We start from the raw sequence: 25,051 nt of genomic DNA on the forward strand, positions 1-25,051 counted from the left end.
TTCAAATACCTCCAACCCAAGGTAGCGCGAACGGCTCCTAAAACGAATCATTATTATAAAACGAATCGAGCCCTTGCGCTACCGCCATCAAAATTTCGACGCGCTAATCCGACATCAGATCCAAGCCTTGGACTTTTGTTACTTTTGGGCCAAGCCAAAAGTAAAAGCCCTTCGGCGGCTAGCCGAGGCAAGGCTGCGCAGCAGGAAACAGCAAAGTTTAAAAACCACCCCGCCCTGTGGGCACCCCTCCAATGGAGGGGAATTGCAAACGCCCCCAGCGATCGCCACCCTGCTACCCGGCCTAGGAGCTGATGGAAGGAGAAGCCGTTGAAATTTTTGCACGAACGTTCAAATACCTCCAACCCAAGGTTGCGCGAACGGCTCCTAAAACGAATCATTATTACAAAACGAATCGAGCCCTTGCGCTACCGCCATCAAAATTTCGACGCGCTAATCCGACATCAGATCCAAGCCTTGATTTTTTTGTTACTTTTTTGATCAAGCAAAAAAGTAAGAGCCCTTCGGCGGCCAGCCGAGGCAAGCAAAGCGCAGCGGAAAAACAGCCAGTTCAAAAACCACCCCGCCCTGCGGGCACCACTCCAATGGAAAAAATAAATAATATATATCAAATTCAGTACGCCAGCTTCGACCTACCAAAACCATTCGAATGGCACCTTATAAAAACCTAACTTCCTTCAGAGATTCTTTTCAATGCATTTGGCACCTGCAATAAGTGATAGTGATGATTGTAGACCAGGTATTTCTTTTTCCATGAAGGGAAGAACTTCTCTTTATATTTCCGTAGGCCTTTAAATTGAGCAAATGCTTTTAAATTATCATATGCATATTTAATGGTTCTCTGCGTAAAATCATGTCCATCTATCCCAGATAGCGGTGCTAAACCCATATTTACGCTATTAAACCCTTCCTCTTTTAAGTAGATAAACGTCTTGGCCAGCAACATATCCAATACTCCATTTGGCGCATCAGTTTCTTTTCGGATTAAATCATAGGTTGCTTCGCCTGGTGCATAATCCGGCACGATATTTAAAAAGGCATAGATCTTCTCCTCATGGTCTTCTATGGTGAGAATGGTTTGATTTTTTAAGATTGATTTATCAAAAACCCCCTGTGTAAAGGCAACTTCCTTCTGATTTAAATCACGCAACCAATTGTCTGATACGGTTTGGAGTTTCTGTAATAATCCTTCCTTTTGGGGGCCGTGATACACTTTAAAAAGGAAGCCCTCACCTGTTAATCTATTAATCGCACTCCTAGTGGTTTTCATCTTTCCCCCATCAAGCGTAAAAGTGCGAAGATCTAAAACTGCTTCTTCCCCTATCGGAATAAACTTTTTACCAATAGATTTATAGAAACTTAAAGACTCTTCCGGCACACGGTAGTAGGCGGCGATAAAACCACTTTCTTCGCACCTATCTTCAAATTTTTTAATCATTGCCAATTTTTCTTCCACACTATCTGCAACAGGATCTTCTAATACCAATGCAAAATGTCGGGTGATTTTAAAACTGATAAATGCTGTTCTATCCTCATTAAAAAAGATAAATTTATCAGGATAAGTCTTAAAATAATCTAAGGCCGAAGTACCCTTTGCACTTAACAGTACATTGGCAACATCAAAATCTTCTTTAGTATTATACGGTTTAGAAAAGTAGGGTTTAAGTAAACTGAAGATGATAAATAAAATGACCAGACCACTCACCGCATAGATAGATTCTTCGAACCGGGTTCCAAACGGGGTGAGTGGATGCAGTGCGTTGTCATCGATAAAGAAGATTACTTTTAATACCGCTTGTATTGAATCCGCCAAGGTGAAATCTATTCCAAAATGCCTTTTATCCATAAAATAAAAGCCAAGTACGCCATAGGCAAAAACAGCAATTAAAGCATAAACAAAAGCGAGGTAACTGATTTTTATAAATTTAGAATGGGGCTTTAACCTGTAATTAGCACGGGTATAAAACAGAACCGACCCAGCTATAAAAGCCAGCAATGCTTCTTCATAATCTGCAGCTTTAACCAAATGGCCAATGATAGAAAATAAAGTCAGGGATATGGCGACCTGCCAGGCTCGTTTCGAACCTTGAAGTAAGAAAACACTTACCATGATTAATATTAAACCGAAAATAAGTACCAATGCATTACTGGTAACAATGAGGTTTTCAGGTAAAAGATCTCTCACCAAACTTAACCTTGTTGGTATAGATGGCGTAATTGCCGAAACAATATTTACAACACCTAATATAAGAATGATAAAGGCTGGAAGTACCCGCAACACAATGCTGTCTTTTTTAAGAATGAAACTGATAATTCCGCCAATTAGCGGCAACCAGAATTCGAAAAACCGAAACATAAGGGTAATGGTAGCTGCGGCAATTAATGGAAATCCAAATTGACCGAGTATAAAAGTTAGTGAGACTTCAATGGTACCTAATCCCCTCAAAAAGGGGGAGGCGATTAGCAAAATAACCATTACAATATATCCTACAATTGCAGCGGGAATACTTGCATTAAACCCAAGTGCGAGCATGCAAACGTAAAGGTGCAAAATGCCAATAAACTCAATCCCGATAGAAACTATCAATGTAAGCCAAAACTGCTTTCTATTGATATGCTCGTCAATCATATCATCAAAAACAGTGGATAACGATGGCCTGATTCTCGAAAGGTATTGATACGCCCATCCTTTTTTAGAAATGGAGTAAATGGCTAGAAAAAGAAAGGCGGTAAGAATCAGTAAAAACCCGAAACTAAGCAATTCTTCCTCACCAAACCTGGTAGAAAGTAATGCGATGCCTAATACAGGAATGGCAACTAAAACAACAGATAGGATGCCACAAAAGGCAAACAAAGTAGAGGAAAGGTGAATTTTGGATTTAGAAATCCCCTCCTCTTCAATTTCTTTGGTGAAAAATATAAGAGAAGAAAATCCACCTGCCGGAAGAAAGATGCTGATTAAGTTACGTTTTAGAAAAAGCTTAATGGCGTTACCCAAAGTGATATTAACATTCAAAGCTTTAAAACTATGCACATACATTTGTCCCTGTGCAATAATGTAAAGCCCGGTGAGCAAAACCCCGATTCCAATATATAAGGGCACTGACGTATTTAGTTGTGCCTTAATCTGAATCACTTCTACATGTTGTGCGCGGATGAAATAAACAGCCATTCCGAGCATAAAGGCGGCAAGGAAAAATTGCCAGAAAAACTTATTATATACCAGACTGGATAAAAATGATTTTGCTTGATGCATATAAATATATTGCAGCCAGATAACAAATATGTGCCGGGCCTGAAACGGTTTTCAAAGATTAATTCGCTGGTGCTAAAGTAGAAACATTTTAATGATTAGGCTTGGTTTTATTAAAAAAACCTTTGCCCGAACAACATCAAATTCACCTCATCTACATCCAACTAACACAGAATTTAAACAAGGTGAATTTAATTTTTAGAATAATTTTTCTTGTGGCGGAGTTGCCCCTGCAAGGCGAAGATAAACAGTTGTTTGTCCGCGGTGGTGAGTTTGGTGTTCAAACCCTTTGCCAAGTGCTAACTCACGACTCAGGTCAAAACGATCAAAAAGCTTTACCTTTTCATTTAATTGTGCTGCACTCATTTTTTTGATAGTCGCAATTACATAGTCATAACTTGCTAGTACATTTTTAATTACCTCAGCTTTCGTTTTTTCACTTGTTTTCTCTAACTGATCCATTCCCGCAGGGCTTTTCTCGCCTATGGCAGCTGCAGCAAACACATAGTTATCTGCGCCTAAATGCAACATTTGTTCTGCAAAAGAACGCATTACTGGTGTTGGCTTTAAGGCATAACCCGTTTCGGGCATGGCCTCTAAATAATCTTTTGTATAAGCTTTAGCCCGTTCCCATTCTTTTAAAACATCAGCTGGGGTAGTTTGTGCATGAGCAATGGTTTGCAAAGCGAAAAGCATAAATACACAGGTTAATAATTTTGCTATTTTCATATGATTTGGTTTTATCTTGTCAAAATTAAGATTTAGAATGTATTTAAGATCATAAACTTTTAAGATCAGGCTTGTAAACTAAACTCCGTTGAATTCATTCAGCGATACAAATTAGCATCTCATAAATAAATGCTCAAACCAATTAAATAAAAAAGCACTACCAAAATAATATCCTTGTTATTTTATTTCTTTAAATTGATTTAAATCAGCTGATTGAGATTGAATACCAGAATAATTAATTTAAGTAAATTTTAATTCTCTGCTGGTTCTTTCTCGTCATTTCCATACCCTTTAGGATTATTACCGTATTCGTTTGGGCCATAATCTCCAGGAAAAAATGATAGTACTAAGCCATAAAACGGAATAAGCATAAACCAGCCTGAACTACCACGATCATGGCAACGCTTTGCGGTTTGTGCAATAAGAATGTACATCGGAATTAGCAGAAGCAGGGCTAGAAACTCCCTGCCTTCAGGTTTTGAAATGGCTTCAATCGAATACAAAAAGATACCATAAAAAATTTGTGTCAAAACATATTCGGTGCGACGAATACGACCTTTGAAAGAAAAAATAGCGTTGAACATGAGCAGCGTTAAACTTTGTTTGGAGTTGCTAAGGTAAAAACTTTTGCTGAGTTCAGATGGTTCAAAAACGAACGGAACAATATTCAATTTTGTCGATTAAAGATATTACCGTAGTCCTACATCAAACTGTTGCAATAATTTTAGCTTTGCAGACTCCCTTTAAAAAATGGCAAAAAACAGAAACACCTTTCCTACAGAAAATATATCCTTTAAAGACCGACTTTCCTCGCTTAAAAACCTTCCTAATTTTTTTAAGCTCGTTTGGCAGAGTAGTCCTCGCAAAACCGCACTTAGTTTTACGTTGCGTATTTTAAGATCCGCCATGCCAGTAGCCTTACTCTATATTGGTAAGCTCATTATCGACGAGGTGGTGATGTTAAACAGCCAGGCCGGTAATGGCGATCTACAAAAACTCTGGGAACTTGTAGCATTAGAATTTGCACTAGCGATTCTTACTGATGGATTGAACCGCATGATCAACTTAACCGATAGTTTGCTAGGTGATTTGTTTTCAAATTTCACCTCTATGCGCATTATGAAACACGCCGCAACGCTGGATTTGGATCAGTTTGAAGATTCTGTTTTTTATGATAAACTGGAACGGGCGCGCCAGCAAACAGTTGGCAGAACGATGTTATTGTCGCAAGTAATGAGCCAGGTACAGGATTTTATTTCGATAGCCTTTTTACTTACCGGGTTAATTGCCTTTAATCCCTGGCTAATCATCTTATTATTACTGGCCATCATCCCCTCTTTTTTAGGGGAATCATACTTTAATAGTAAAAACTATGCCTTGTCCAGAAGTCAGACGCCAGAACGAAGGGAGCTGGATTACCTGCGTTATCTTGGTGCCAGTGATGAAACGGCCAAGGAAGTTAAAATTTTTGGCTTATCAGATTTTGTAATTGGAAGGTTCAAAATGTTATCAGATAAATTTTATGCAGACAATAGTACACTCGCCATCCGCCGTGCTGGCTGGGGAACCTTCTTTTCTGTGCTGGGCACACTTGGTTACTATGCCGCTTACGGTTTCATCATCTATAATACTGTTTCCGGGAAATCTACTGTAGGAAGTTTAACCTTTTTAGCAGGTTCATTCCGTCAGTTAAGTGGCTTGATGGAAACTATGTTATCCAGATTTACGATTGTATCTCAAGGGGCCATTTACCTGAATGATTTTATCGACTTTTTTGAAATCAAACCAAAAATTACAAAGCCAGAAAATGCCATTCCATTTCCAAACCCAATTAAAACAGGCTTCATTTTTGAAAATGTTGGTTTTCAGTATCATAATTCAGAGAGATGGGCAAATAGAAACCTGAGTTTCGAGCTTCGCCCGGGAGAAAAATTGGCACTAGTAGGTGAAAACGGAGCAGGAAAAACGACTTTAGTGAAACTGCTGGCAAGATTATATGACCCAACAGAAGGAAGAATTTTATTAGATGGAGAAGACTTAAAATCTTATGATTTAGATGATTTACGCCATAACCTCGGGATCATTTTCCAGGATTATATCCGCTATCAAATGACTTTCTATCAGAACATTGCCGTAGGAAACATCAAAGAGATTGACAACAGAGAACTGGTAAAAAAAGCAGCCGAGGAGAGTCTTGCAAACCAATTAGCAGATAAATTGCCCGGTTCATATGAGCAGTGGTTAGGCCGAAAATTTAATGATGGCATAGAACTTTCTGGTGGCGAATGGCAAAAGGTAGCCCTGGCCAGAGCTTATATGAAAGATGCCCAGGTTCTTATCCTCGATGAACCAACGGCTGCTTTAGATGCAAGAGCAGAATATGAAGTTTTTCAGCGATTTGCAGAATTGACCAAAGGAAAATCAGCAGTATTGATTTCGCACCGGTTTTCTACCGCAAGGCTGGCCGACCGGATTTTGGTTTTAGACCAGGGAACACTATTAGAATCCGGTACACATGCAGAACTGCTGGAGAAAGACGGAAGATATGCAGAATTATTTAACCTGCAGGCCAAAGGTTACCTATAAAAACAGGGAAGTTCGCAATCAGCAAACTTCCCTGTTTAAATTAGTTTAATTTCCAATCCGGTCTTTCGAAATGACAGGTATATCCATAAGGCACCTTTTGAAGGTAATTTTGGTGATCTTCTTCAGCATTCCAGAAATCAACTACTGGTACTACTTCTGTTACCACTTTACCCGGCCAGATTCCTGAGTTATCCATTTCTGTAATAAGTTCAACTGCGGTTTCCCTTTGCTGCTCATTTTCGAAAAAAATTGCAGAACGATAAGATGTTCCAATATCGTTGCCTTGTCTGTTTTTAGTTGTAGGATCGTGAATTTGGAAAAAGTACGCTAATAATTTCCTGTACGATAAGATCTCCGGATCAAATACAATTTCTATCGCCTCGGCATGTGTACCATGGTTTCTGTAAGTAGCATTCGGAACATCGCCACCGGTGTAGCCTACCACTGTAGAGATTACACCAGGCTGATTGCGAATTAATTCTTCTACTCCCCAAAAGCAACCGCCAGCAAGAATGGCTTTTTCTGTATTCATATTGATATTAATTTATTAATTAAAGTTAAGGCACTACGCTGTAAAATAGAAATTATGATAGTGGAAATGACGCCCTTATTGCCAAATGCAAATAATTTTTGTCTGTTGATGGCTTAAAGTTCAAACACACAAACCTTATAACCTTTCTAACCAACCGCTAACCTATCTAACCCACTACCCCTTCTAACCCTATAACCTTCCTAACCAACTGCTAACCTTCCTAACCAACCGCTAAACTTTCTAACCCACTACCCTTTCTAACCCACTTCCCTAACACAGATAAGGCCATAGAAACTGCGCAAATTAGTTCGAAAAGCAAACAAGGGATAACCAATTAGTCATCCCTTGTGTATTGTGATTGCACTTTTCCATCAGCTATCAGGCTTCCCTGAATACCTAATGAATCCACTATCAGATTTATAAGGTAGCCATATCGATTACGAAACGATACCTAACATCACCTTTTTCCATCCTTTCGTAGGCTTGTTGAATATCTTTCATATCAATCATTTCAATATCGGATACAATATTGTTTTCCGCACAGAAATCAAGCATTTCCTGAGTTTCAGCAATACCACCAATTCCCGAACCTGCTAAGCTTTTACGTCCACCTAATAGACTGAAAGCTGCAATTTCTGCTGGTTTTGGTGGAACACCCACACAAATGTGCGTACCGTTCGTTCTTAAAAGCGACAGGTACATGTTAAAGTCATGCTCTGCAGAAACGGTATCCAGAATAAAGTCAAATGTACCTTTTGCAGCAGCAATCTGATCTGGATCTGTTGTTACCACAAAGTGATGTGCACCTAATTCTTTTGCATTTTCCTCTTTTTTAGGAGAAGTACTTAAAACAGTTACTTCAGCGCCAAAAGCTACGCCAAATTTAACAGCCATGTGTCCTAAACCACCTAAACCTAAAACAGCGAGTTTATGTCCTTTACCTACTTTCCAGTGTCTTAATGGTGAGTAAGTGGTAATACCTGCACACAATAATGGTGCAACAGCTGCCAGATTTAATTTATCAGAAACATGCAGTACAAATTCCTCTCTTACTACAATGTTATTGGAATAACCACCGTAGGTTGGCATTGAACCATCACGTTCCATTCCATTATAGGTTTGCGTATTTCCTTCCAGGCAATATTGCTCTAAATCTTGTTTACAATTTTCGCAAACCTGGCAAGAATCTACCATACAACCTGTACCAGCAAGATCCCCTACCTTAAACTTTTTTACATGATCGCCAACCTTAATTACGCGTCCAACGATTTCATGACCAGGTACCATTGGGAAAATCCCTGGAAACCAGTCGTTTCTAATTTGATGTAAATCAGAATGGCATACGCCACAGAAAAGTATTTCAAATTGTACATCATGTGGCCCAACCTCACGGCGTTCAAATTCCCATGGAGCCAGGTCTGTTTCGGCATTTTTTGCCGCATATCCTTTTGTTGCTATCATAAATATCTATATTATTTAATGCTATTAACAAATATAAATCAATCTGGTGTTGGTATTTGAAAAGAAATGTCGTTGTTAATTCATTATTCAAATCAATTTTGCTAAAACAATCAGCCTTAATAAGTTAAATTTTCATTGACACGTAGTAACAAAACCGAGAAGCTACACGCAACCGACTAACCAACCAACCATTCAGAAATGGTAGGTATCTGAAAATAAAATTAAGAAAGATAAAGGCAAATTAACCTATAATGCCGCAACGGCGGGAAGGCTAAAATGAAAAATGGATCCTTTTTTAACTTCACTTTCCACCCAGATTTTTCCGTTATGCCTTTTAATAATTTCTGCGCAGAGGTAAAGGCCTATTCCAAAACCAGCGATTGATTTTGTATCATGTTTTTCTACGCGATAATAACGTTCGAACAAATGTGCAATATCAGATTCTTCAATTCCCATTCCCTCATCTCTAACACTCACTACTGAGCCATGCTGATCTGAAATGCATGATACCCTTACTTCAGTACCCATCGGCGAATATTTAAGGGCATTGCTGATAAAATTATTAATCACCTGCCCAATTTTATCTTTATCTGCATTTACCCATGCTGTTTCTACCGGATCAAATATAATGGTATGCCCCTCAATATTAGAAATCGTATCGTCTTCAATCTCTTCTATTAAATCCTTTATATCAAAGTGTTCTTTTTCAATATGGATCTTCCCGGATTCAAGCCGTGATACATTAAGAAAGCCATTTATCATCCGCGTCATTTTAGTAATCTGCCTATCGGCTTTATCTAAAAGATTTTTATTGAGTGGATCTTCTGTTTTTTTCGCTTTGAGTTGTAGTAACTGCACAAATCCCTTCAATGAGGTTAGTGGCGTTTTCAATTCATGGCTAACCATTCCAATAAAATCATCCTTCCTGATATCATCTTCCTTTTCCTCGGTGATATCCAGGAAGGTACCAGAAAAGTGCCCATGAGGATCTGCTTCTGTTTTATAATGTTTACAGGTAGACTTTACCCAACGTAACATGCCATCATTGTGTTTGGTGATGGTGTATTCCATATCAAAAACAAGTCCTTCTTTAATTACATTCCATCCCCCCTGAATAACCTGCGCCCTATAATCAGCGCTTACCTGGTTGATTACAGACTCGTAAGTCATTTCTTCCTCACTCTTATATCCGAAAATCTCCTTCAACCTGGCTGAGGCATTCATTTTACCTGTAAGTCCATCAATGGTATAAGTACCAAGTTTTGCCTGTTCTATTGCACTACTTTGTTTCTGTTCACTTTGCTCTAATTTGATATAGGATGCGCGCAAATCATGGCTCACTTCTTCTACTTTTTTTCTAGCCTTAACTTGTTCAGTTACATCAATAGCCATATTAATTACCCCGGCTATTTTTCCATTTTCAATAAGGGGGCAATAGGTAAAATTAAAATAAGCAGCCGTTTCTACATCATCATGAATAAGGTTAACCTGCTGCTCGCTGCCATATATGGTTTCGCCCGTTTGGAAAACTTTAAGCAATAGCGCATAAGCTTCCCGGCCATCAAGTTCGGGAATTACCGAAAGCAATGGCTGATGAAGAATATCTTCTTTTTGACCTAAAAGCTTCAGCATTGCTGGATTAACTGCTTCAATATTGAAATCTTCTCCTTTAAATAAAATAATTGCTATGGGTGCTTGCTGAATAAGCATATGACTCCTGAACTCTCCTAAAACAGAGCGTTCTAGTAATTCTGCATTGAGTTTTTCCGAATGTTCGAGTGATGAGATTTTCCTGCGTAACTCCATTTTATCCATCACCTGTTTTGCCAGGATCTTCAAAGCAGATCGTTGGGTTTCGGTAAGTTTTCTTGTAACTGAATCAATTACGCAAAGTGATCCGATAGCAAAGCCATCTTCATTAACCAAGGGTACACCGGCATAAAAAGCAATATTTGGTTGTCCTGTTACCAGTGGATTGTTCATGAACCGGACGTCTTTTTTCGCATCTTCAATTTCCATTATTTCAGATGGATTTTCTATCGCATGCGCACAAAAAGAATGATCTCTATGCGTTTCAGAAACATCCAGTCCTTTTTTGGATTTGAACCACTGCCGGTTTCGATCAACCAAACTTACCAGCGCTATTGGTGTACCGCAGATTACAGAAGAAAGTTCTGTAAGATCATCGAACTCGCGTTCAGACAGTGTATCCAGGATATTGTAGGATTCTAATGCCTTCAGGCGTGCAATTTCATCAGGAAGTTGGGGTATAGACGACATTTAATTCACGAATCATGTTCGTTCAAATATAGCATTCGAATTCGGCTCCATAAATTTCGAGGGCAGTTTTATTCGATGAATTGTATTTTTATTCCTTAAAGATGTACATTCCAGAGTATATGCCTTTAGAGGAGAAAGATAGCAAAACCCTTATCTGTTTAACGGCACCTCTGCCCGGAATAGGTAAGGCTGCATAGTAAACATGCTGCGCAACCTGCTATCAGCATTCTTCCCTCGCGATACATAAAAAAAAATCAATCCGGCGGAAATAGATTACAAAACGAAAATCAGTTTAAACTGTTAATCAGTTAATAGACAATCGGAAACCTTCAAATCACTACCATGAAAAACAAGCTTAACCAGATTATTATTGCCAGCTGCGTGCTGATGGCAACTGCCTGTTCAAAAGGCGAAATCGTAGATACAGACCCCGAAATCGAACCAATCAGCGGACCCGGAGTTGAAACAAATCCACCCAATACGACTTATGCACCCGCCTTCGCTGGTCAAACCAGAATTTCAGCAGCACGTACCAATACCGCTTTTCAAGGCACCGCTATTGCTACCACATTAACGGCCCCATGGGGAATCACCGCATTACCTGATGGCAGACTGCTGATTACTCAAAAGGCTGGCACCATGCGCATTGCAACTACAACAGGAACATTAAGCAGTCCCATTACTGGCCTGCCAGCAGTAAATGCTAATGGTCAAGGCGGCTTGCTGGGGCTTTGCATTGATCCCCAATTTAGCAGCAACAGAATGGTTTACTGGGTATTTTCAGAGAATGTAGCTGGCGGTACCCAAACCTCGGTTGCTAAAGGAAGGTTGGCACAAAACGAACTGACCATCGAAAACGCAACAGTTATTTATCGCGCTGGTCCGGCGTATAACGGTACGCTACATTATGGCGGACGGATCCTGTTTGACCGTACGGGAAATCTGATTGTGAGTACGGGGGAGCGCTCAGACCTGGCCACCAGGCCATTGGCTCAATCCGTTACCGCGGGCCTTGGCAAAGTTATCCGCATTAATACCAACGGACAGCCTGCTACAGGAAACCCGGTTTTTACCACTGGTGGCGCACTGCCAGAACTTTATAGCATCGGCCATCGGAACCCGCAAGGACTTGCCCTGCATCCTGTAACCGGAGAAATCTGGCAAAGTGAACACGGACCTCGTGGCGGTGATGAACTTAACCGCTTACAAGGTGGCCGAAACTACGGATGGCCAACAATTACCTACGGAATCGAATATAGCGGTGCCGCAATTGGTTCTTCCATTCAGCAACAAAACGGACTCGAACAACCAACTTATTATTGGGATCCGGTAATCTCACCCAGTGGCATGACTTTTTATAGAGGAAACCGTATCTCCGAATGGCAGAATAACCTTTTTATTGCCTCACTTAGTGCCACCCACATTGCCAGGCTTATTATCGTTAACAATATCGTAATTGGAGAAGAAAGGCTTCTTGCAAGTGAAGGGCAACGTTTTAGAGACATTACACAAGGCACAGATAACGCACTTTATGCCGTTACCGATGCTGGCCGGTTATATCGGATTGACAGGCCTTAGCTAAGAACACCTTATCAAATAAGTTAAAAGCGTGCAGGGATGGTTAGCATCCCTGCGCGCTTTTTCATTAAAAAAAACTACAGTCCTGCTCCTTCTATGGGAAGAAATTATAAAACTGCTTCCCACAAATTTTATCAATTACCTTTTGCAATAAATAAATAATTCCACAAGTATCATTTGCAAATGCCCAGTCTGCAAGGCAAATAGTGAAGATTTAAGCCGTAAAAAAATCATTTCGATAAGCATATGGTGATCTTGGTCTGAATGATTAAATTTGCCGCCGAATGATGCATCGCCTATCAGAATGCACACCAATTAGATCAAACCGCAAAAAGCAAATAAAATGGAGGAAAACGACTTTGTTTCCATCTGGCTGGAGGAAACTGGAAATCCCGCTATCGAAGAATTAACACAACGTAACCTGAATCTCGCCAATAAAACGGCAACTACTTTATTAGAAAAAAAGATCGACTTAAATTCTCTTGCCATCCCCCTGGATATTAATCCTGATGAGCTAAACAGATGGCTTCAAGGCCGACATTCATTTAGTCCTAAAGTGTTAACAGAAATAGCAACGCTGATTAATGAGTGAGTTTAACTTCTTTAGATGCAAGTTAAATAACGCTGGAATTTCTCCTTTTGAACATCATTGAGATATAATTCTTGGCTATTTAAGCATAGCCACAACCTTTTTGTTAACCAGCAGATAATTTTAATATTCAATGCACATAAAATATCCGAATGTTTCAATATATTCGGCTGATTTATAGCAGATATGGTTACAGCAGAAAAAGTTTATTATTATTTCAGACAGAAATTCATCAGGAAATTTTTATACAGGTTTGGAATTGGTAGTCCGGTGGGCAGAAATGTCTGGGAAGAACAATTCAAAAACGGGGCCTGGGACTATCTTTATTCAGACACTGAAGCCTTGCACTATCAAAGCATAGTGAAGTTTTACAACCAATTCGGTGCCGGTAGTGTTCTTGATGCTGGTTGCGGACAAGGGGTTTTGTTCCACTATCTTAAACCTTACATAAACGGGCCAGAGAACTATCTCGGCTTTGATATTGCAGAAAATGCAGTTGCTGAGGCTAGAAACAGATTTCCGCCATATCGGTTTGTACAGGCTGATTTTAACATCTCTACTCCCGATGAAAAGTTCGATGTAATCATCTTCAATGAGTGCATTTACTATTTTAACAGGTTAATTGAGCAGTTGGATGCTTGTTTTGCCAAAAATTTAAATCCTGGTGGCCATGTGATCATATCTATGTTTTACTATGCGGAACATGCACAGCTCTGGAAAAGATTAACAGACCATTACACTTTCCTGGCATGGGAAGAAGTACAGAATGAAAGTGGTCAGAAATGGCGGATTTGTATTTTTAAACCCTAATAAAATTACTTAAGCTAAGCCAGTACGATGAGCTTGGTTTAAACTCAAACATAACCTTTTCTTGCAATACCGTAATTTAAACTTTAGATAAATTTAAGTTTTGCAAGAAAAGTACTGCTTGTATATGAGGAATATGATCACTTGTATCGGCAATATCAATATACATTACTTCATTATCTCAAATGCGTTGAGATTTATTTCCAACCAGAACAATTAAAGGGGCCAATTATTAAGCTTCGTCAGCCTGCCGGTTAACTGATCATGCGGATTTTGCATACATGTTAATATCTTGCGGCAATCGGCTAAAAAAGATTCATAGAAACATTTGGGTTCTTGCTAACTTTATCGGAAATCATTAAATAATAATTCACCAAGAATCCAGCGTTATTAAACCGGAAAAATAGCAAATCAGCTTTAAAGCGATGGAATGCAAAACTTTACGTGTACATCTCCATTACTGCTGTTTTATGATTATTTTTTTAAAGCGCTTAACAAGCAAAAGACATTGACAAAAGATAGTTAACTATGAAAATATATAACAAATCCTTAAATATAATCCTTCTTTTTATTTCTTTGGTTAGCGGCATAAATTCTGTTTGTGCGCAAAATGGTGATCAAATCTTAGATGGAATAGGCGAAACAGGGTTAAGTGCACGTTATCTATTTAATGGAGATGCTAAGGATTGGTCTAGAAATAATTTTCATGCCAAGCTCCAAGGTACCGGTGCCCTATTCATCAATGATAGTCGGTTTGGAAAGGTATTATCCTTAACAAGGGGAGATGATTCTTTTATCACACTTCCATCTGGCGTATTAACAGACTTAGAATCCATCAGCATCAGCGGATGGATTTACGTGCGTTCGAAACAAACTGATCAATATTTATTCGATTTTGGAAGAGATGCCACAAGCCATTTCTTTGCGGTGCCCTTTGGCACAAAAGATAAGCAAGGCTATCAAGCTTCAGTTACCACAAATGGAGCCACTAATAGCGCAGTCTCCTCATCGCTGGAACTCAACAAATGGACGTTAGTAACCGTTGTGATAGATGTTCCTTCTAAATCTATCATTACCTACCTGGATGGTAAACCTGTGGCTGAAACCAAGAATACCCCGTTGGTTTTAACCGAAATATTTAATCCACTTGCAGGAAAAAACAGCACGCTATATATTGGAAAATCACTATCGGCAGGAAAAAACAGCTTGAATGCGCTAATACATGATTTCCGGATTTACCGGGTTCCACTTAATAGAAATCAGGTGGCTGGAATCTACCGCAATGCCCAAGGCGGATCTCAGGTAGCGGCCGTAAATACCACAGAGAAGAAAGACGATGATCTGCCGCAGTTTTCACCTACCAAAGCGCAACTTTATAATGCCTACCTCACCCATGTATCGGATGTAGAAGTGACAACAACCGTTGGTGACTTACCAAGACTTCCAAGTCATTTACCCGGAACCTATCGTAACCAATTAAAAGGCCCAAAAGTACGCGTAATATGGCCTGCTGCGATAGACAATTCAACTGTTTTAAAACCAGGAAGATTTACCATTACCGGGCGTGTTTCAGGTACAGATTTCCATCCAAAAGCATTTATCACCGTTCAAACAGATCAAAAATCGATTACGCCCAAATTAAAGCTGGAAACCTTCCATTTAGATCAGGTAACATTAAAAACAAATGTGCAGGGCCACGATACTAAATTTATAGAAAATCGTGATAAGTTTATCAAAACTTTAGCCAAAACAGATCCAAATTCCTTTCTTTATATGTTCCGCCAGGCCTTTGGTCAAAAACAACCTGCAGGCGCTAAAGCTCTGGGTGTATGGGACAGTGAAGATACTAAATTACGCGGCCATGCTACCGGTCATTACCTTTCTGCAATTGCACAGGCCTATGCTGGTACGGGCTATGACCAGGAACTCCACGAAAATTTCTCAAAGAAAATGGAGTATATGATTAATTCACTTTACGAGTTATCACAGTTATCCGGAAAGCCTAAGCAAGCAGGCGAAAAATATGTAGCTGATCCTACTGCGGTACCATTTGGCCCGGGGAAGTCGGCTTTCGATTCAGATCTTAGTGAAGGTGGTATCCGCAATGATTATTGGAACTGGGGAGTGGGTTTTATCAGTGCTTATCCTCCTGATCAGTTTATTATGCTGGAGAATGGCGCCAAGTATGGGGGGCAGAAAAATCAGGTTTGGGCACCATATTATACTTTACATAAAATTTTAGCGGGTCTATTGGATGTTTATGAAGTAAGCGGAAATAAAAAAGCGCTTGAAATAGCCAGCAACATGAGCGACTGGGTTTATGCACGATTAAACAAATTGCCGCAGGAAACACTGATTAAAATGTGGAATACCTATATTGCTGGTGAATTCGGAGGGATGAATGAATCGATGGCCCGTTTGTATCGCATTACCGGAAATCCGAATCACCTGAAAACAGCCCAATTGTTTGATAATATCAAGGTTTTTTACGGCGATACTGCCCATTCGCATGGCTTGGCTAAAAATGTAGACCTTTTTAGGGGATTGCATGCTAACCAACACATTCCTCAGATTGTTGGAAGCATCGAAATGTATCGTGTTTCAAATGATCCGGCTTACTATAAAGTGGCCGATAATTTCTGGTACAAGATGGTAAATGACTACATGTACAGCATTGGAGGAGTTGCCGGAGCGCGAAACCCTGCAAATGCAGAATGTTTTATTGCTCAGCCTTCTACACTCTATGAAAACGGCTTCTCTGAAGGTGGACAAAATGAAACCTGTGCCACCTATAACATGCTAAAATTAACCGGCGATCTGTTTCTCTTTGATCAAAGGGCAGAATTAATGGATTATTATGAGCGTGGTTTATACAATGATATCCTTGCCTCAGTTGCAGAAGATAGTCCTGCAAATACTTATCATATACCGCTCAGACCCGGCTCAAGTAAACAATTTAGCAATGCAGACATGACGGGGTTTACCTGCTGCAATGGTACTGCAATTGAAAGTAGCACCAAACTGCAAAATTCTATCTACTTTAAAAGCAAAGATAATCAGGCACTTTATGTAAATTTATTCATCCCTTCTACCCTGCAATGGACAGAACGCCAGATCTCAATCGTGCAAACCACTAATTTCCCTAATGAAGACCAAACACAGTTAACGATTAAAGGCAATGGAAAGTTTGACCTGAATATACGCGTACCAGGTTGGGCGACTAAAGGATTTTTTGTAAAAATTAATGGTAAAGTGCAAAAGATCCTGGCAAAACCCGGCACCTACCTTAAAATAAACCGCATGTGGAAAGATGGAGATGTTATCGCTTTACAGATGCCTTTTCAGTTTCACCTTGATCCCGTTATGGATCAGCAGAATATTGCCAGCCTTTTTTACGGTCCGATATTACTGGCCGCCCAGGAGCCTGAAGCCAGGAAAGATTGGCGTAAGGTGGTTTTAGATGCCAGCGATTTAAGCAAATCAATTAAGGGCGATCCGAAGCTATTGGAATTTACGATAGGCGATACTCTTTTTAAGCCGTTTTATGACACATATGGCCGCCATTCTGTTTACCTGGACGTTACCCTGAAGTAGGATTAAAAATTGCACTTAACACTTAGATCTGCGGAATCCCTGAAATCTGCAGGAAACAATTATGATAATTATTCATCTATCGGTTGGTGTCTCACCAACAGAAAACTCATACTTGTAAATTCAATAGAATAGACAGATTGACGAAATAACTTAGGTGGTTGGTTGAGACACCATCCAAATAGGTTAAAAAATATATTACATTCAGATCTGCAGAATCCCTGAAATCTGCGGGAAACAATTATGATTTATTCATCTATCCGTTGGTGTCTCACCAACAGAAAAATCCATACTTGCAAATTCAATAGAATCGACAGATTGACGAAATAACTTAGGTGGTTGGTTGAGATACCATTCAAATAGCTTAAAAAGATGTTTACATTCAGATCTGCGGAATCCCTGAAATCTGCGGGAAACAATTATGATTTATTTTCGCCGATATCCAATAATGTCTTTCTATGAAGTTTTAGCTTTTTCTTTCTAAGCTTTCCAATAAGTGGCTTAAATCTTATAAATCAGATTGAGTTAAACCAAACTATCCCACAGGGCAGATTGTTAAATTAGCTCATGACAAAACAACGCAAACCTTCTTATCTGGATTTCGATAACAGCCAGTATCCATGGAAGCCTGATTTAAATTACCGGGAACACCCTGAAAGTTACCGCGTTGGAAAAGGTGAACAAGGAGTTCTGATTTGTGAACCATATAAATCAGAAATAGGAAAGCACTGGCGCTTTAAAACCCCAAACATTGCCACACACAGCAGCGAAGAAATTTTTAAATGCTTCCAGCAATATATCAGCGAAAATGATTTTGTAGGTGCAGATATGGCCCGAAAATTTCTGCAAATGGGTTATACCCGTGCAAGAAGATACGCAAACTATAAAGGCGGCAAAAAATACTACAAGGAAAATGGTTATGCAGAACTAGCCCGTGGAACCGGCGATGCAGAAAAAGCTGCATCAGCCGCTATTTTCTATGATAAATGGAAATTGGCCGAAGCTGATCAACAGTACAGCCAAATGAAAGCCGACTGGAAAAAACAATATGGTTAGGTCTGTCAATAGCTTTGGATTTCCCCGATTTTTACAAATATGATTCTTCACAAAAGGGATTTCTCAGAGGATGCAATAAAAGGATTCGTCATGCTGAATTTAGTTCAGCAACTATCAGGTTAAGATCCTGAATCAAGTTCAGGAAGACGATTCTTCGTTAGGTAATCGGCGAGACACCAACCATTAGTTTGAAAGGTGATTCTTCATAAAAATTCTTCACAAGAGGGATTTCTCAGGATGCAATAAAAGGATTGATCATGCTGAATTTAGTTCGGCAACTATCAGGTTAAGATCCTGAATCAAGTTCAGGAAGACGATTCTTCGTTAGGTGGTTGGCGAGACACTAACCACTAGTTTAAAAAGTGATTCTTCATAAAAATTCTTCACGAAAGGGATTTCCAGAGGATGTAATAAAAGGATTCGTCATGCTGAATTTAGTTCAGCAACTATCAGGTTAAGATCCTGAATCAAGTTCAGGAAGACGGTTCTTCGTTAGGTAATTGGCGAGACACCAACCATTAGTTTAAAAGGTAGTTCTTCATAAAAATTCTTCACAAAAGGGATTTCCAGAGGATGCAATAAAAGGATTCGTCATGCTGATTTAGTTCAGCAACTATCAGGTTAAGATCCTGAATCAGGTTCAGGAAGACGACTCTACGTTAGGTAGTTGGCGAGACACCAACCATTCGTTTAAAAGGTGAATCTTCATAAAAATTCTTCACAAAAGGAATTGCCAGAGGATATAATAAAGGATTCGTCATGCTGAATGTAGTTCAGCAACTATCAGGTTAAGATCCTGAATCAAGTTCAGGAAGACGATTCTTCGTTAGGTGGTTATCGAGATACCAACCATTAGTTTAAAAGGTGATTCTTCATAAAAATTCTTCATAAAAGGGATTTCCAAAGGATGTAATAAAAGGATTCGTCATGCTGAATTTAGTTCAACAACTATCAGGTTAAGATCCTGAATCAAGTTCAGGAAGACGATTCTTGGTTAGTGTTATTCTTTGTAAACAGCTTCACTCAATAAGACTTTATTATTCATTCCTGACAGACTGAATGGCAAGTACCCATTCGTCTTTTCCACAACGTGGACAGGAAGATGGTTTGGTAAGGTGTTTCACCATAGCGCAGTGGGTACAAGCATAATCTCCACTTTGTGAAATTTCCCGAGACCTTTTACCAAATTCTTTAGGATAAATTGGCATGCCCTTTACAGGTTTATCATTAGGATAAAACAAAAAACTAACCTGCCCGTTTGACTCTAAAATTGCTGTACGAACCTGCCCCACATGCTCTACATTTTGTCCACGCATCTCTGCAAAAAACTCATCCTGAGCAAAGTTCGCATCTCCCTCCTCTTTTATGGTAAATACGCCATCTTCAATAATGTAAATGGGTTTCCCCTCGAGAATATTTTCGATCCGTTGGTTTTTAGATGCGAGGTAGGTAATGAATCTATAGGTTCCTAAAATTACGATGAATACCAACAATGATGGTAAAATAGCAAATTCGCCACTAAGCATCGGATCTCCGGCAGCAGAGCCGAGCGCAATAATAACAGCCACTTCAAAAATACTGAGTTGCCTTACGCCTTTCTTGCCTGATGAACGTAGAAAAACCAGCACAAGAGTGAACATGATCACGGTCCTAAGACCAATTTCCAAGGCCAGTGAGAAATCCAGGTCACTCAGGAAGATCTCTTTAAAATCAATTTCTAATAAACGCACAGTGTATTTTTTACCTATCCAACAGGGCGCCAAGCTTTTTTGTTGAAAAAAAATGGCGAATATTCCTTATATGTTTATCTAATGCGCAATTAGAGAAGATCTAATTTCCAAAATAGCTTACCGTATATTCGTCTGCTTCTACCAATTTAACACAGTGTAATCCAAAACCTTCAATAGCATCTACTAAAGGTTGAAGCAGGTTAAAAATAGCGATGCAAAGCTGGTCACTGGCGGCAGTTTTCCCACTCATAAAATCTACGTTAAGGCTTAGATTTTTATGGTCAAGTTTATTAATAACTTCATCTTTAAGGATTTCAGTGAGGGCTTGCGGAAAAGGCAGGCATTCATTTTCGGGTGTGAGTTTTTTGCTAAACGTAATCCAAAGGGTATAATTATTTCCGTGATAATGGGCACTGGCGGCTTTGCCAAATACCTTTAAGTTTTGATCTGGTGTCCAATCTTCGCGATAAAGGCGCCGAGCTGCATTGAAACGTTCTTTCGTAGTAATATAAATTTGCATGAATTATTTTTCTCCTGCTATGATGGGCAAGTTTAAGTAACAAAAAAATGCCGCAACCAGGCGGCATTTCTCACTTTATCAATGCTGTTTATGCGGTAGCTAAAACTTCCTGACGCATTTCCTGCGCAGCAGCAACCATCTCAATTAATGCTTTTTTGGTTTCATCCCAATGGCGCGTTTTTAATCCGCAATCCGGATTTACCCAAAGCTGATCTGCAGGTACCACAGCTTTAGCCTTTTCTAAAAGCTGCACCATCTCTGCTTTTGAAGGTACTCTTGGAGAATGGATATCATAAACACCAGGTCCGATTTCATTAGGATATTTAAAGTCTGCAAAGGCATCCAATAATTCCATCTGCGAACGGGAACATTCGATGGTAATCACATCAGCATCCATATCAGCGATGTTCTGAATGATATCATTAAACTCAGAATAACACATATGTGTATGAATCTGCGTTTCATCCTTTACACCGCTTGCCGAAATTTTAAAGGCATCTACTGCCCATTTTAAATATTGTTGCCAATCTTTTTTTCTTAAAGGCAAACCTTCACGAATGGCAGGTTCATCGATTTGAATTACTTTGATGCCTGCTTTTTCTAAGTCAACCACTTCATCACGAATGGCAAAAGCAATCTGATTACAAGTTACCGAGCGCGGTTGATCATTCCGAACAAACGACCATTGCAAAATCGTAACTGGCCCCGTTAACATGCCTTTTACCAGTCTTTTAGTAAGCGATTGCGCATAGGCGGTCCAATAAACCGTCATTGGTTTAGGGCGATCTACATCCCCATAAATAATTGGCGGTTTAACACAACGGCTACCATAACTTTGCACCCATCCGTTTTTGGTAAAGGTGAAACCATTCAATTGCTCGCCAAAATATTCCACCATATCATTTCGTTCAAACTCGCCATGCACCAGCACATCAATCCCGATTTCTTCCTGCCAGGAAATGGCTTCTTCTGTCTCCTTTTTCAACAGTAAATCATACTCCTCTGGTGTAATTTCACCTTTTTTAAATTTTGATCTCCAGCTTCTAACTTCCGCAGTCTGTGGAAATGAACCAATGGTGGTTGTGGGGAAAAGCGGCAGGTTTAAAATGTCTTGTTGTGCTTTTTTTCTGGAAGAGAAAACACTTAACCGCTGTGAATCTGCCTGAGTAATTGCGCTCACCCTTTGCTTAATTTTCTCATTATGAATCAGTTTTGATGTTTTTCTACTTTCTATTGCGCTTTTATTTTCTGATAATTTCGCCAATACATCAACGCCAGGATTTTCTGCTGCCAATGCCTTTAAGGTTACAATTTCATTAACTTTTTGCTTTGCAAAGGCCAACCATTGCTTAATTTCCGGTGTTAGGGTTTTTTCGTTCGTTTCCAGGTCTAAGTCGCAAGGCGAGTGTAACAACGAGCAAGATGGTGCAATTAAAATACGGTCTCTACCCAACTTTTTAACCGCCTGATCAATTATTGCCAGAGATTGCTCAAAATCATTTTTCCAGATATTTCTGCCATCCACAACGCCAAGCGACAACGTTAGCTCGGCAGGTATTGCATTTAGAACTTCATCCAGTTGCTCCGGGCAACGTACCAAATCGATGTGTAAAGCTTTTACGGGTAGTGAAGTGGCCAATAATAAATTATCTTTTAACCCTTCAAAATAAGTGGCAACCAATACCTTTAATTGAGGAAACTGTTTTTTAATTTCTGCATAAACATATTGATAGGCTTTTTTCGCTTTTTCATCCAGATCCAATGCTAAGAAAGGTTCATCAAATTGTACCCATTCTGCACCTTGTTCTTTCAACTCGGCAAGGATCTGCAGGTAAACCGGCAATAGTTTTTTAATCAAATCTAATTTATCAAAACCGGCTTCTTTTTCCTTTCCCAGTAACAAATAAGAAACCGGACCAATAATTACTGGTTTAGTGATAATCCCAATTTGCTTTGCACTAATAAATTCGTTTACAATTTTACCCGAAAACAAGCTAAATTCCTGGTCTTTATAAAATTCTGGCACAATGTAATGGTAGTTGGTATCTAACCACTTGGTCATTTCCATGGCCGTAATATCAAGTCCGTCTTTTTGATAACCTCTGGCCATCGCAAAATAAAGATCAAGCTCATTATTACTTTTAGTAAGCACCACCTTATTGTAACGTTTTGGAATCGCGCCTACTGTGAGCGACATGTCCAGAATTTGATCGTAATAGGAGAAATCATTTGATGGAATCAAATCTATACCTGCTTCCTGCTGAAGTTTCCAATTATGCTCGGAGATACTTCTTCCTTTACTTAGCAGTTCTGCTAAAGTGATTTTCCCAGCCCAGTACTGTTCGCTGGCTTTTTTAAGTTCTCGGTTGCTACCAATTCTTGGATAGCCCAGGTTGTGCGTTTGCATTTTTCAACTTTTTAAATGGTTAATAATCATTGTAAAAAGCCAATTTATTTTCTGGTGTGTTTTGCGAGGATGGATCTAAACAGAAAGATGCAGACAAAGACAATCAGACACCATCAACAATAAGCGGGTGCTATGTCTAAAAAATGTACTCATCAGACTTTTAGCTTCAAATCGCGAAAGCAACGTCAATTGAACAGGCAGGTATCCTGACTTGTAACCGTTTCATCATCCTTCCCGCGGTAAAGCAGTGGATATATTTTGATAAAACATTAACGTTACTTACAGTTGCGCGACAGCTCGTGATTTACACACGATTCCCTATTAATTTACCTTAAGTAAAACCTTTTCAATGTAGAAATAAATAGAACTTTTGTTTTTTACAATCAGTTTTTAATTCTGATCAAAGATATACTTCAAGATTTTAAGATCTAAATAAATAAATTAATAGGGATAATATCCTTGTAAGAGCTAAAAATATGGAACAATATGCTTTTAAGTTCTTAATTTCGCATTGATAAAAGATAAATATTCTATGGATGGTCTTGACGAAACTGACTTATTGCTTTTAAAAATTCTGAGTAACAACTCCAGTTATACCACAAAAGAACTGGCTAGCCAGGTAAACTTATCTGCTTCACCTGTATTTGAACGTGTAAAAAGGTTGGAAAATAGTGGTTATATTAAAAAATATATAGCCATACTGGATGCAGAAAAGTTTAACCAGGGCTTTATTGTTTTCTGTAATATTAAATTAAAGCAACATGATCGGAAAATAGGAAATGACTTTGTGAAGGATATTATGGAGATTGATGAGGTGGCTGAATGTTATAATGTTTCAGGAGATTATGATTTCATCCTAAAAGTATACGCCAGGGATATGAAACATTATCAGGATTTCGTATTCAACAAACTGGGCTCTGTTGAAAGTATCGGAAGTACGCATAGCACCTTTGTGATGGCCGAAATCAAAAATTCACACAACATCAATTTTTAGGCGTTAAAAGATTGAAGTAAATCATGTCTTCCAGAAATTCTTCCGAATGACATGATTTAGAAGTTTAATAATCTGATTTTTTTATAAGCCCTCGATTTTTCTCTGTGAGTAACTACTTTTTGGCAAGTTTTTTAAGGTTTCATCAAGATAAGTTACTTTACCATTTTGCAAATCGTAAACCGCACCAACGATCAGTATTTTCCCATCGTTGTAGTTTTTCTTAAGAACCGGATCTAAATTCCGTAATTCTTCTACCTGGTTAATCACGTTTAAGCGGATTGCATTATCCAGTACATTACCTTTCATTACGGAAGCAGTGTCAGCAGCACGCTTGATAGAATGAATAAGCTGAGAAATGTGTCCTGGCAAATTTTCAGGATGTTCAACAGCAGCTTTTACAGCGCCACAATTGGTATGACCTAAAACAACAATCAGTTTCGTTTTAAGCATCAGATCGGCATATTCGATTGTACCGTAAGAGGCATCAGTCATTACCTGCCCTGCGGTTCTGGTTACAAATAAATCGCCGAAACCCTGGTCAAAAAGTATTTCTGCCGAAACCCTTGAATCAGAACAACCAACAATAAGTGCAAATGGCGATTGGCCATCAGCCAATTTTTTAATTAGCGCAGCATCCTGGCGGGGATAAATACTCCTGCCTTCTACAAACCTTCGGTTACCGCCCCGTAGTTTCTGGATCGCATAGTATGGATTCGCGAATGCAGAATCACGGTTAACAATATAGTTGTCTTTCCGCCATTGAGGCGAACTATATTTTAAATCGTTTTTTGATCTGACAACGTCCTGTTTTTGCGGAATGGAAATTTTCTGACTAAACGCCACATTTACGCATGCAAAAAATGCAATACCGAAGATTGTGTTAAATTTTGATTTCATTATTTGGTTTTTAAATTATATAA

General features: G+C 39.2%; 18 protein-coding genes and 1 riboswitch. Of the genes, 8 read left to right on the forward strand and 10 right to left on the reverse strand.

What is annotated here, in order from left to right:
* The first annotated feature begins 311 nt into the window (after nucleotides 1–311).
* On the forward strand, nucleotides 312–689 hold the full coding sequence (locus SOM16_RS21270; protein ID WP_320466011.1) for a hypothetical protein: 378 nt from the start codon (nucleotides 312–314) through the stop codon (nucleotides 687–689).
* On the opposite strand, the gene SOM16_RS21275 is transcribed toward SOM16_RS21270, so the two are convergent.
* The 3 genes from SOM16_RS21275 to SOM16_RS21285 all read right to left on the reverse strand — a co-directional run bounded on the left by SOM16_RS21275 (nucleotide 686) and on the right by SOM16_RS21285 (nucleotide 4,584).
* Nucleotides 686–3,274, reverse strand: a complete 2,589-nt coding sequence (locus tag SOM16_RS21275) for a phosphatidylglycerol lysyltransferase domain-containing protein (RefSeq protein ID WP_320466012.1) — start codon at nucleotides 3,272–3,274, stop codon at nucleotides 686–688. The two genes, SOM16_RS21270 and SOM16_RS21275, sit on opposite strands and share 4 nt — an antisense overlap.
* A 195-nt stretch (nucleotides 3,275–3,469) precedes the next feature.
* Nucleotides 3,470–4,000: a DinB family protein gene (locus tag SOM16_RS21280; RefSeq protein WP_320466013.1), complete on the reverse strand. Its 531-nt coding sequence runs from the start codon at nucleotides 3,998–4,000 to the stop codon at nucleotides 3,470–3,472.
* A gap of 251 nt (nucleotides 4,001–4,251) precedes the next feature.
* On the reverse strand, nucleotides 4,252–4,584 hold the full coding sequence (locus SOM16_RS21285) for a DUF805 domain-containing protein (RefSeq protein WP_320466014.1): 333 nt from the start codon (nucleotides 4,582–4,584) through the stop codon (nucleotides 4,252–4,254).
* 166 nt (nucleotides 4,585–4,750) lie between these two features.
* Here SOM16_RS21285 and SOM16_RS21290 point away from each other — a divergent pair, with 166 nt between their 5' ends.
* Nucleotides 4,751–6,586: an ABC transporter ATP-binding protein gene (locus tag SOM16_RS21290; RefSeq protein ID WP_320466015.1), complete on the forward strand. Its 1,836-nt coding sequence runs from the start codon at nucleotides 4,751–4,753 to the stop codon at nucleotides 6,584–6,586.
* A 40-nt stretch (nucleotides 6,587–6,626) separates the two neighbouring features.
* Here the strand turns inward: SOM16_RS21290 and msrA are convergent, their stop codons facing one another.
* The 3 genes from msrA to SOM16_RS21305 form a co-directional block, all read right to left on the reverse strand.
* Nucleotides 6,627–7,118, reverse strand: a complete 492-nt coding sequence (msrA, locus tag SOM16_RS21295) for a peptide-methionine (S)-S-oxide reductase MsrA (RefSeq protein WP_320466016.1) — start codon at nucleotides 7,116–7,118, stop codon at nucleotides 6,627–6,629.
* 417 nt (nucleotides 7,119–7,535) lie between these two features.
* On the reverse strand, nucleotides 7,536–8,579 hold the full coding sequence (locus SOM16_RS21300) for an NAD(P)-dependent alcohol dehydrogenase (protein ID WP_320466017.1): 1,044 nt from the start codon (nucleotides 8,577–8,579) through the stop codon (nucleotides 7,536–7,538).
* A gap of 246 nt (nucleotides 8,580–8,825) precedes the next feature.
* On the reverse strand, nucleotides 8,826–10,859 hold the full coding sequence (locus tag SOM16_RS21305) for an ATP-binding protein (protein WP_320466018.1): 2,034 nt from the start codon (nucleotides 10,857–10,859) through the stop codon (nucleotides 8,826–8,828).
* Between the two features lie 342 nt (nucleotides 10,860–11,201).
* On the opposite strand from SOM16_RS21305, the gene SOM16_RS21310 reads away from it, so the two are divergent.
* The 5 genes from SOM16_RS21310 to SOM16_RS21330 all read left to right on the forward strand — a co-directional run bounded on the left by SOM16_RS21310 (nucleotide 11,202) and on the right by SOM16_RS21330 (nucleotide 18,480).
* A complete protein-coding gene (locus SOM16_RS21310) occupies nucleotides 11,202–12,437 on the forward strand; it encodes a PQQ-dependent sugar dehydrogenase (RefSeq protein WP_320466019.1) in 1,236 nt (411 codons plus the stop codon).
* 343 nt (nucleotides 12,438–12,780) lie between these two features.
* Nucleotides 12,781–13,029, forward strand: a complete 249-nt coding sequence (locus tag SOM16_RS21315) for a hypothetical protein (protein WP_320466020.1) — start codon at nucleotides 12,781–12,783, stop codon at nucleotides 13,027–13,029.
* 183 nt (nucleotides 13,030–13,212) lie between these two features.
* Nucleotides 13,213–13,836: a class I SAM-dependent methyltransferase gene (locus tag SOM16_RS21320; protein ID WP_320466021.1), complete on the forward strand. Its 624-nt coding sequence runs from the start codon at nucleotides 13,213–13,215 to the stop codon at nucleotides 13,834–13,836.
* A 525-nt stretch (nucleotides 13,837–14,361) separates the two neighbouring features.
* Nucleotides 14,362–17,427 (forward strand): beta-L-arabinofuranosidase domain-containing protein, encoded by a 3,066-nt coding sequence (locus tag SOM16_RS21325; protein WP_320466022.1) that lies wholly within the window; start codon nucleotides 14,362–14,364, stop codon nucleotides 17,425–17,427.
* Nucleotides 17,428–17,991: 564 nt separating this feature from the next.
* A complete protein-coding gene (locus SOM16_RS21330) occupies nucleotides 17,992–18,480 on the forward strand; it encodes a DUF4385 domain-containing protein (protein WP_320466023.1) in 489 nt (162 codons plus the stop codon).
* A 1,037-nt stretch (nucleotides 18,481–19,517) separates the two neighbouring features.
* On the opposite strand, the gene SOM16_RS21335 is transcribed toward SOM16_RS21330, so the two are convergent.
* From SOM16_RS21335 to metE, 3 genes are all read right to left on the reverse strand, one after another.
* Nucleotides 19,518–20,210 (reverse strand): DUF421 domain-containing protein, encoded by a 693-nt coding sequence (locus SOM16_RS21335; protein WP_320466024.1) that lies wholly within the window; start codon nucleotides 20,208–20,210, stop codon nucleotides 19,518–19,520.
* Nucleotides 20,211–20,310: 100 nt separating this feature from the next.
* Nucleotides 20,311–20,730 carry a 6-carboxytetrahydropterin synthase gene (locus tag SOM16_RS21340; RefSeq protein ID WP_320466025.1) on the reverse strand — a complete coding sequence of 140 codons (420 nt, stop codon included), beginning with the start codon at nucleotides 20,728–20,730 and terminating at the stop codon, nucleotides 20,311–20,313.
* A gap of 88 nt (nucleotides 20,731–20,818) precedes the next feature.
* A complete protein-coding gene (gene metE / locus SOM16_RS21345) occupies nucleotides 20,819–23,137 on the reverse strand; it encodes a 5-methyltetrahydropteroyltriglutamate--homocysteine S-methyltransferase (protein ID WP_320466026.1) in 2,319 nt (772 codons plus the stop codon).
* Between the two features lie 179 nt (nucleotides 23,138–23,316).
* Nucleotides 23,317–23,498, reverse strand: a riboswitch (cobalamin riboswitch).
* 150 nt (nucleotides 23,499–23,648) lie between these two features.
* Here metE and SOM16_RS21350 point away from each other — a divergent pair.
* Nucleotides 23,649–24,131 (forward strand): Lrp/AsnC family transcriptional regulator, encoded by a 483-nt coding sequence (locus SOM16_RS21350; protein ID WP_320466027.1) that lies wholly within the window; start codon nucleotides 23,649–23,651, stop codon nucleotides 24,129–24,131.
* A gap of 81 nt (nucleotides 24,132–24,212) precedes the next feature.
* On the opposite strand, the gene SOM16_RS21355 is transcribed toward SOM16_RS21350, so the two are convergent.
* Nucleotides 24,213–25,028, reverse strand: a complete 816-nt coding sequence (locus SOM16_RS21355; protein WP_320466028.1) for a carbonic anhydrase — start codon at nucleotides 25,026–25,028, stop codon at nucleotides 24,213–24,215.
* Nucleotides 25,029–25,051 lie beyond the last annotated feature (23 nt).

Source organism: Pedobacter sp. CFBP9032 (assembly GCF_034045265.1).
Classification (GTDB): domain Bacteria; phylum Bacteroidota; class Bacteroidia; order Sphingobacteriales; family Sphingobacteriaceae; genus Pedobacter.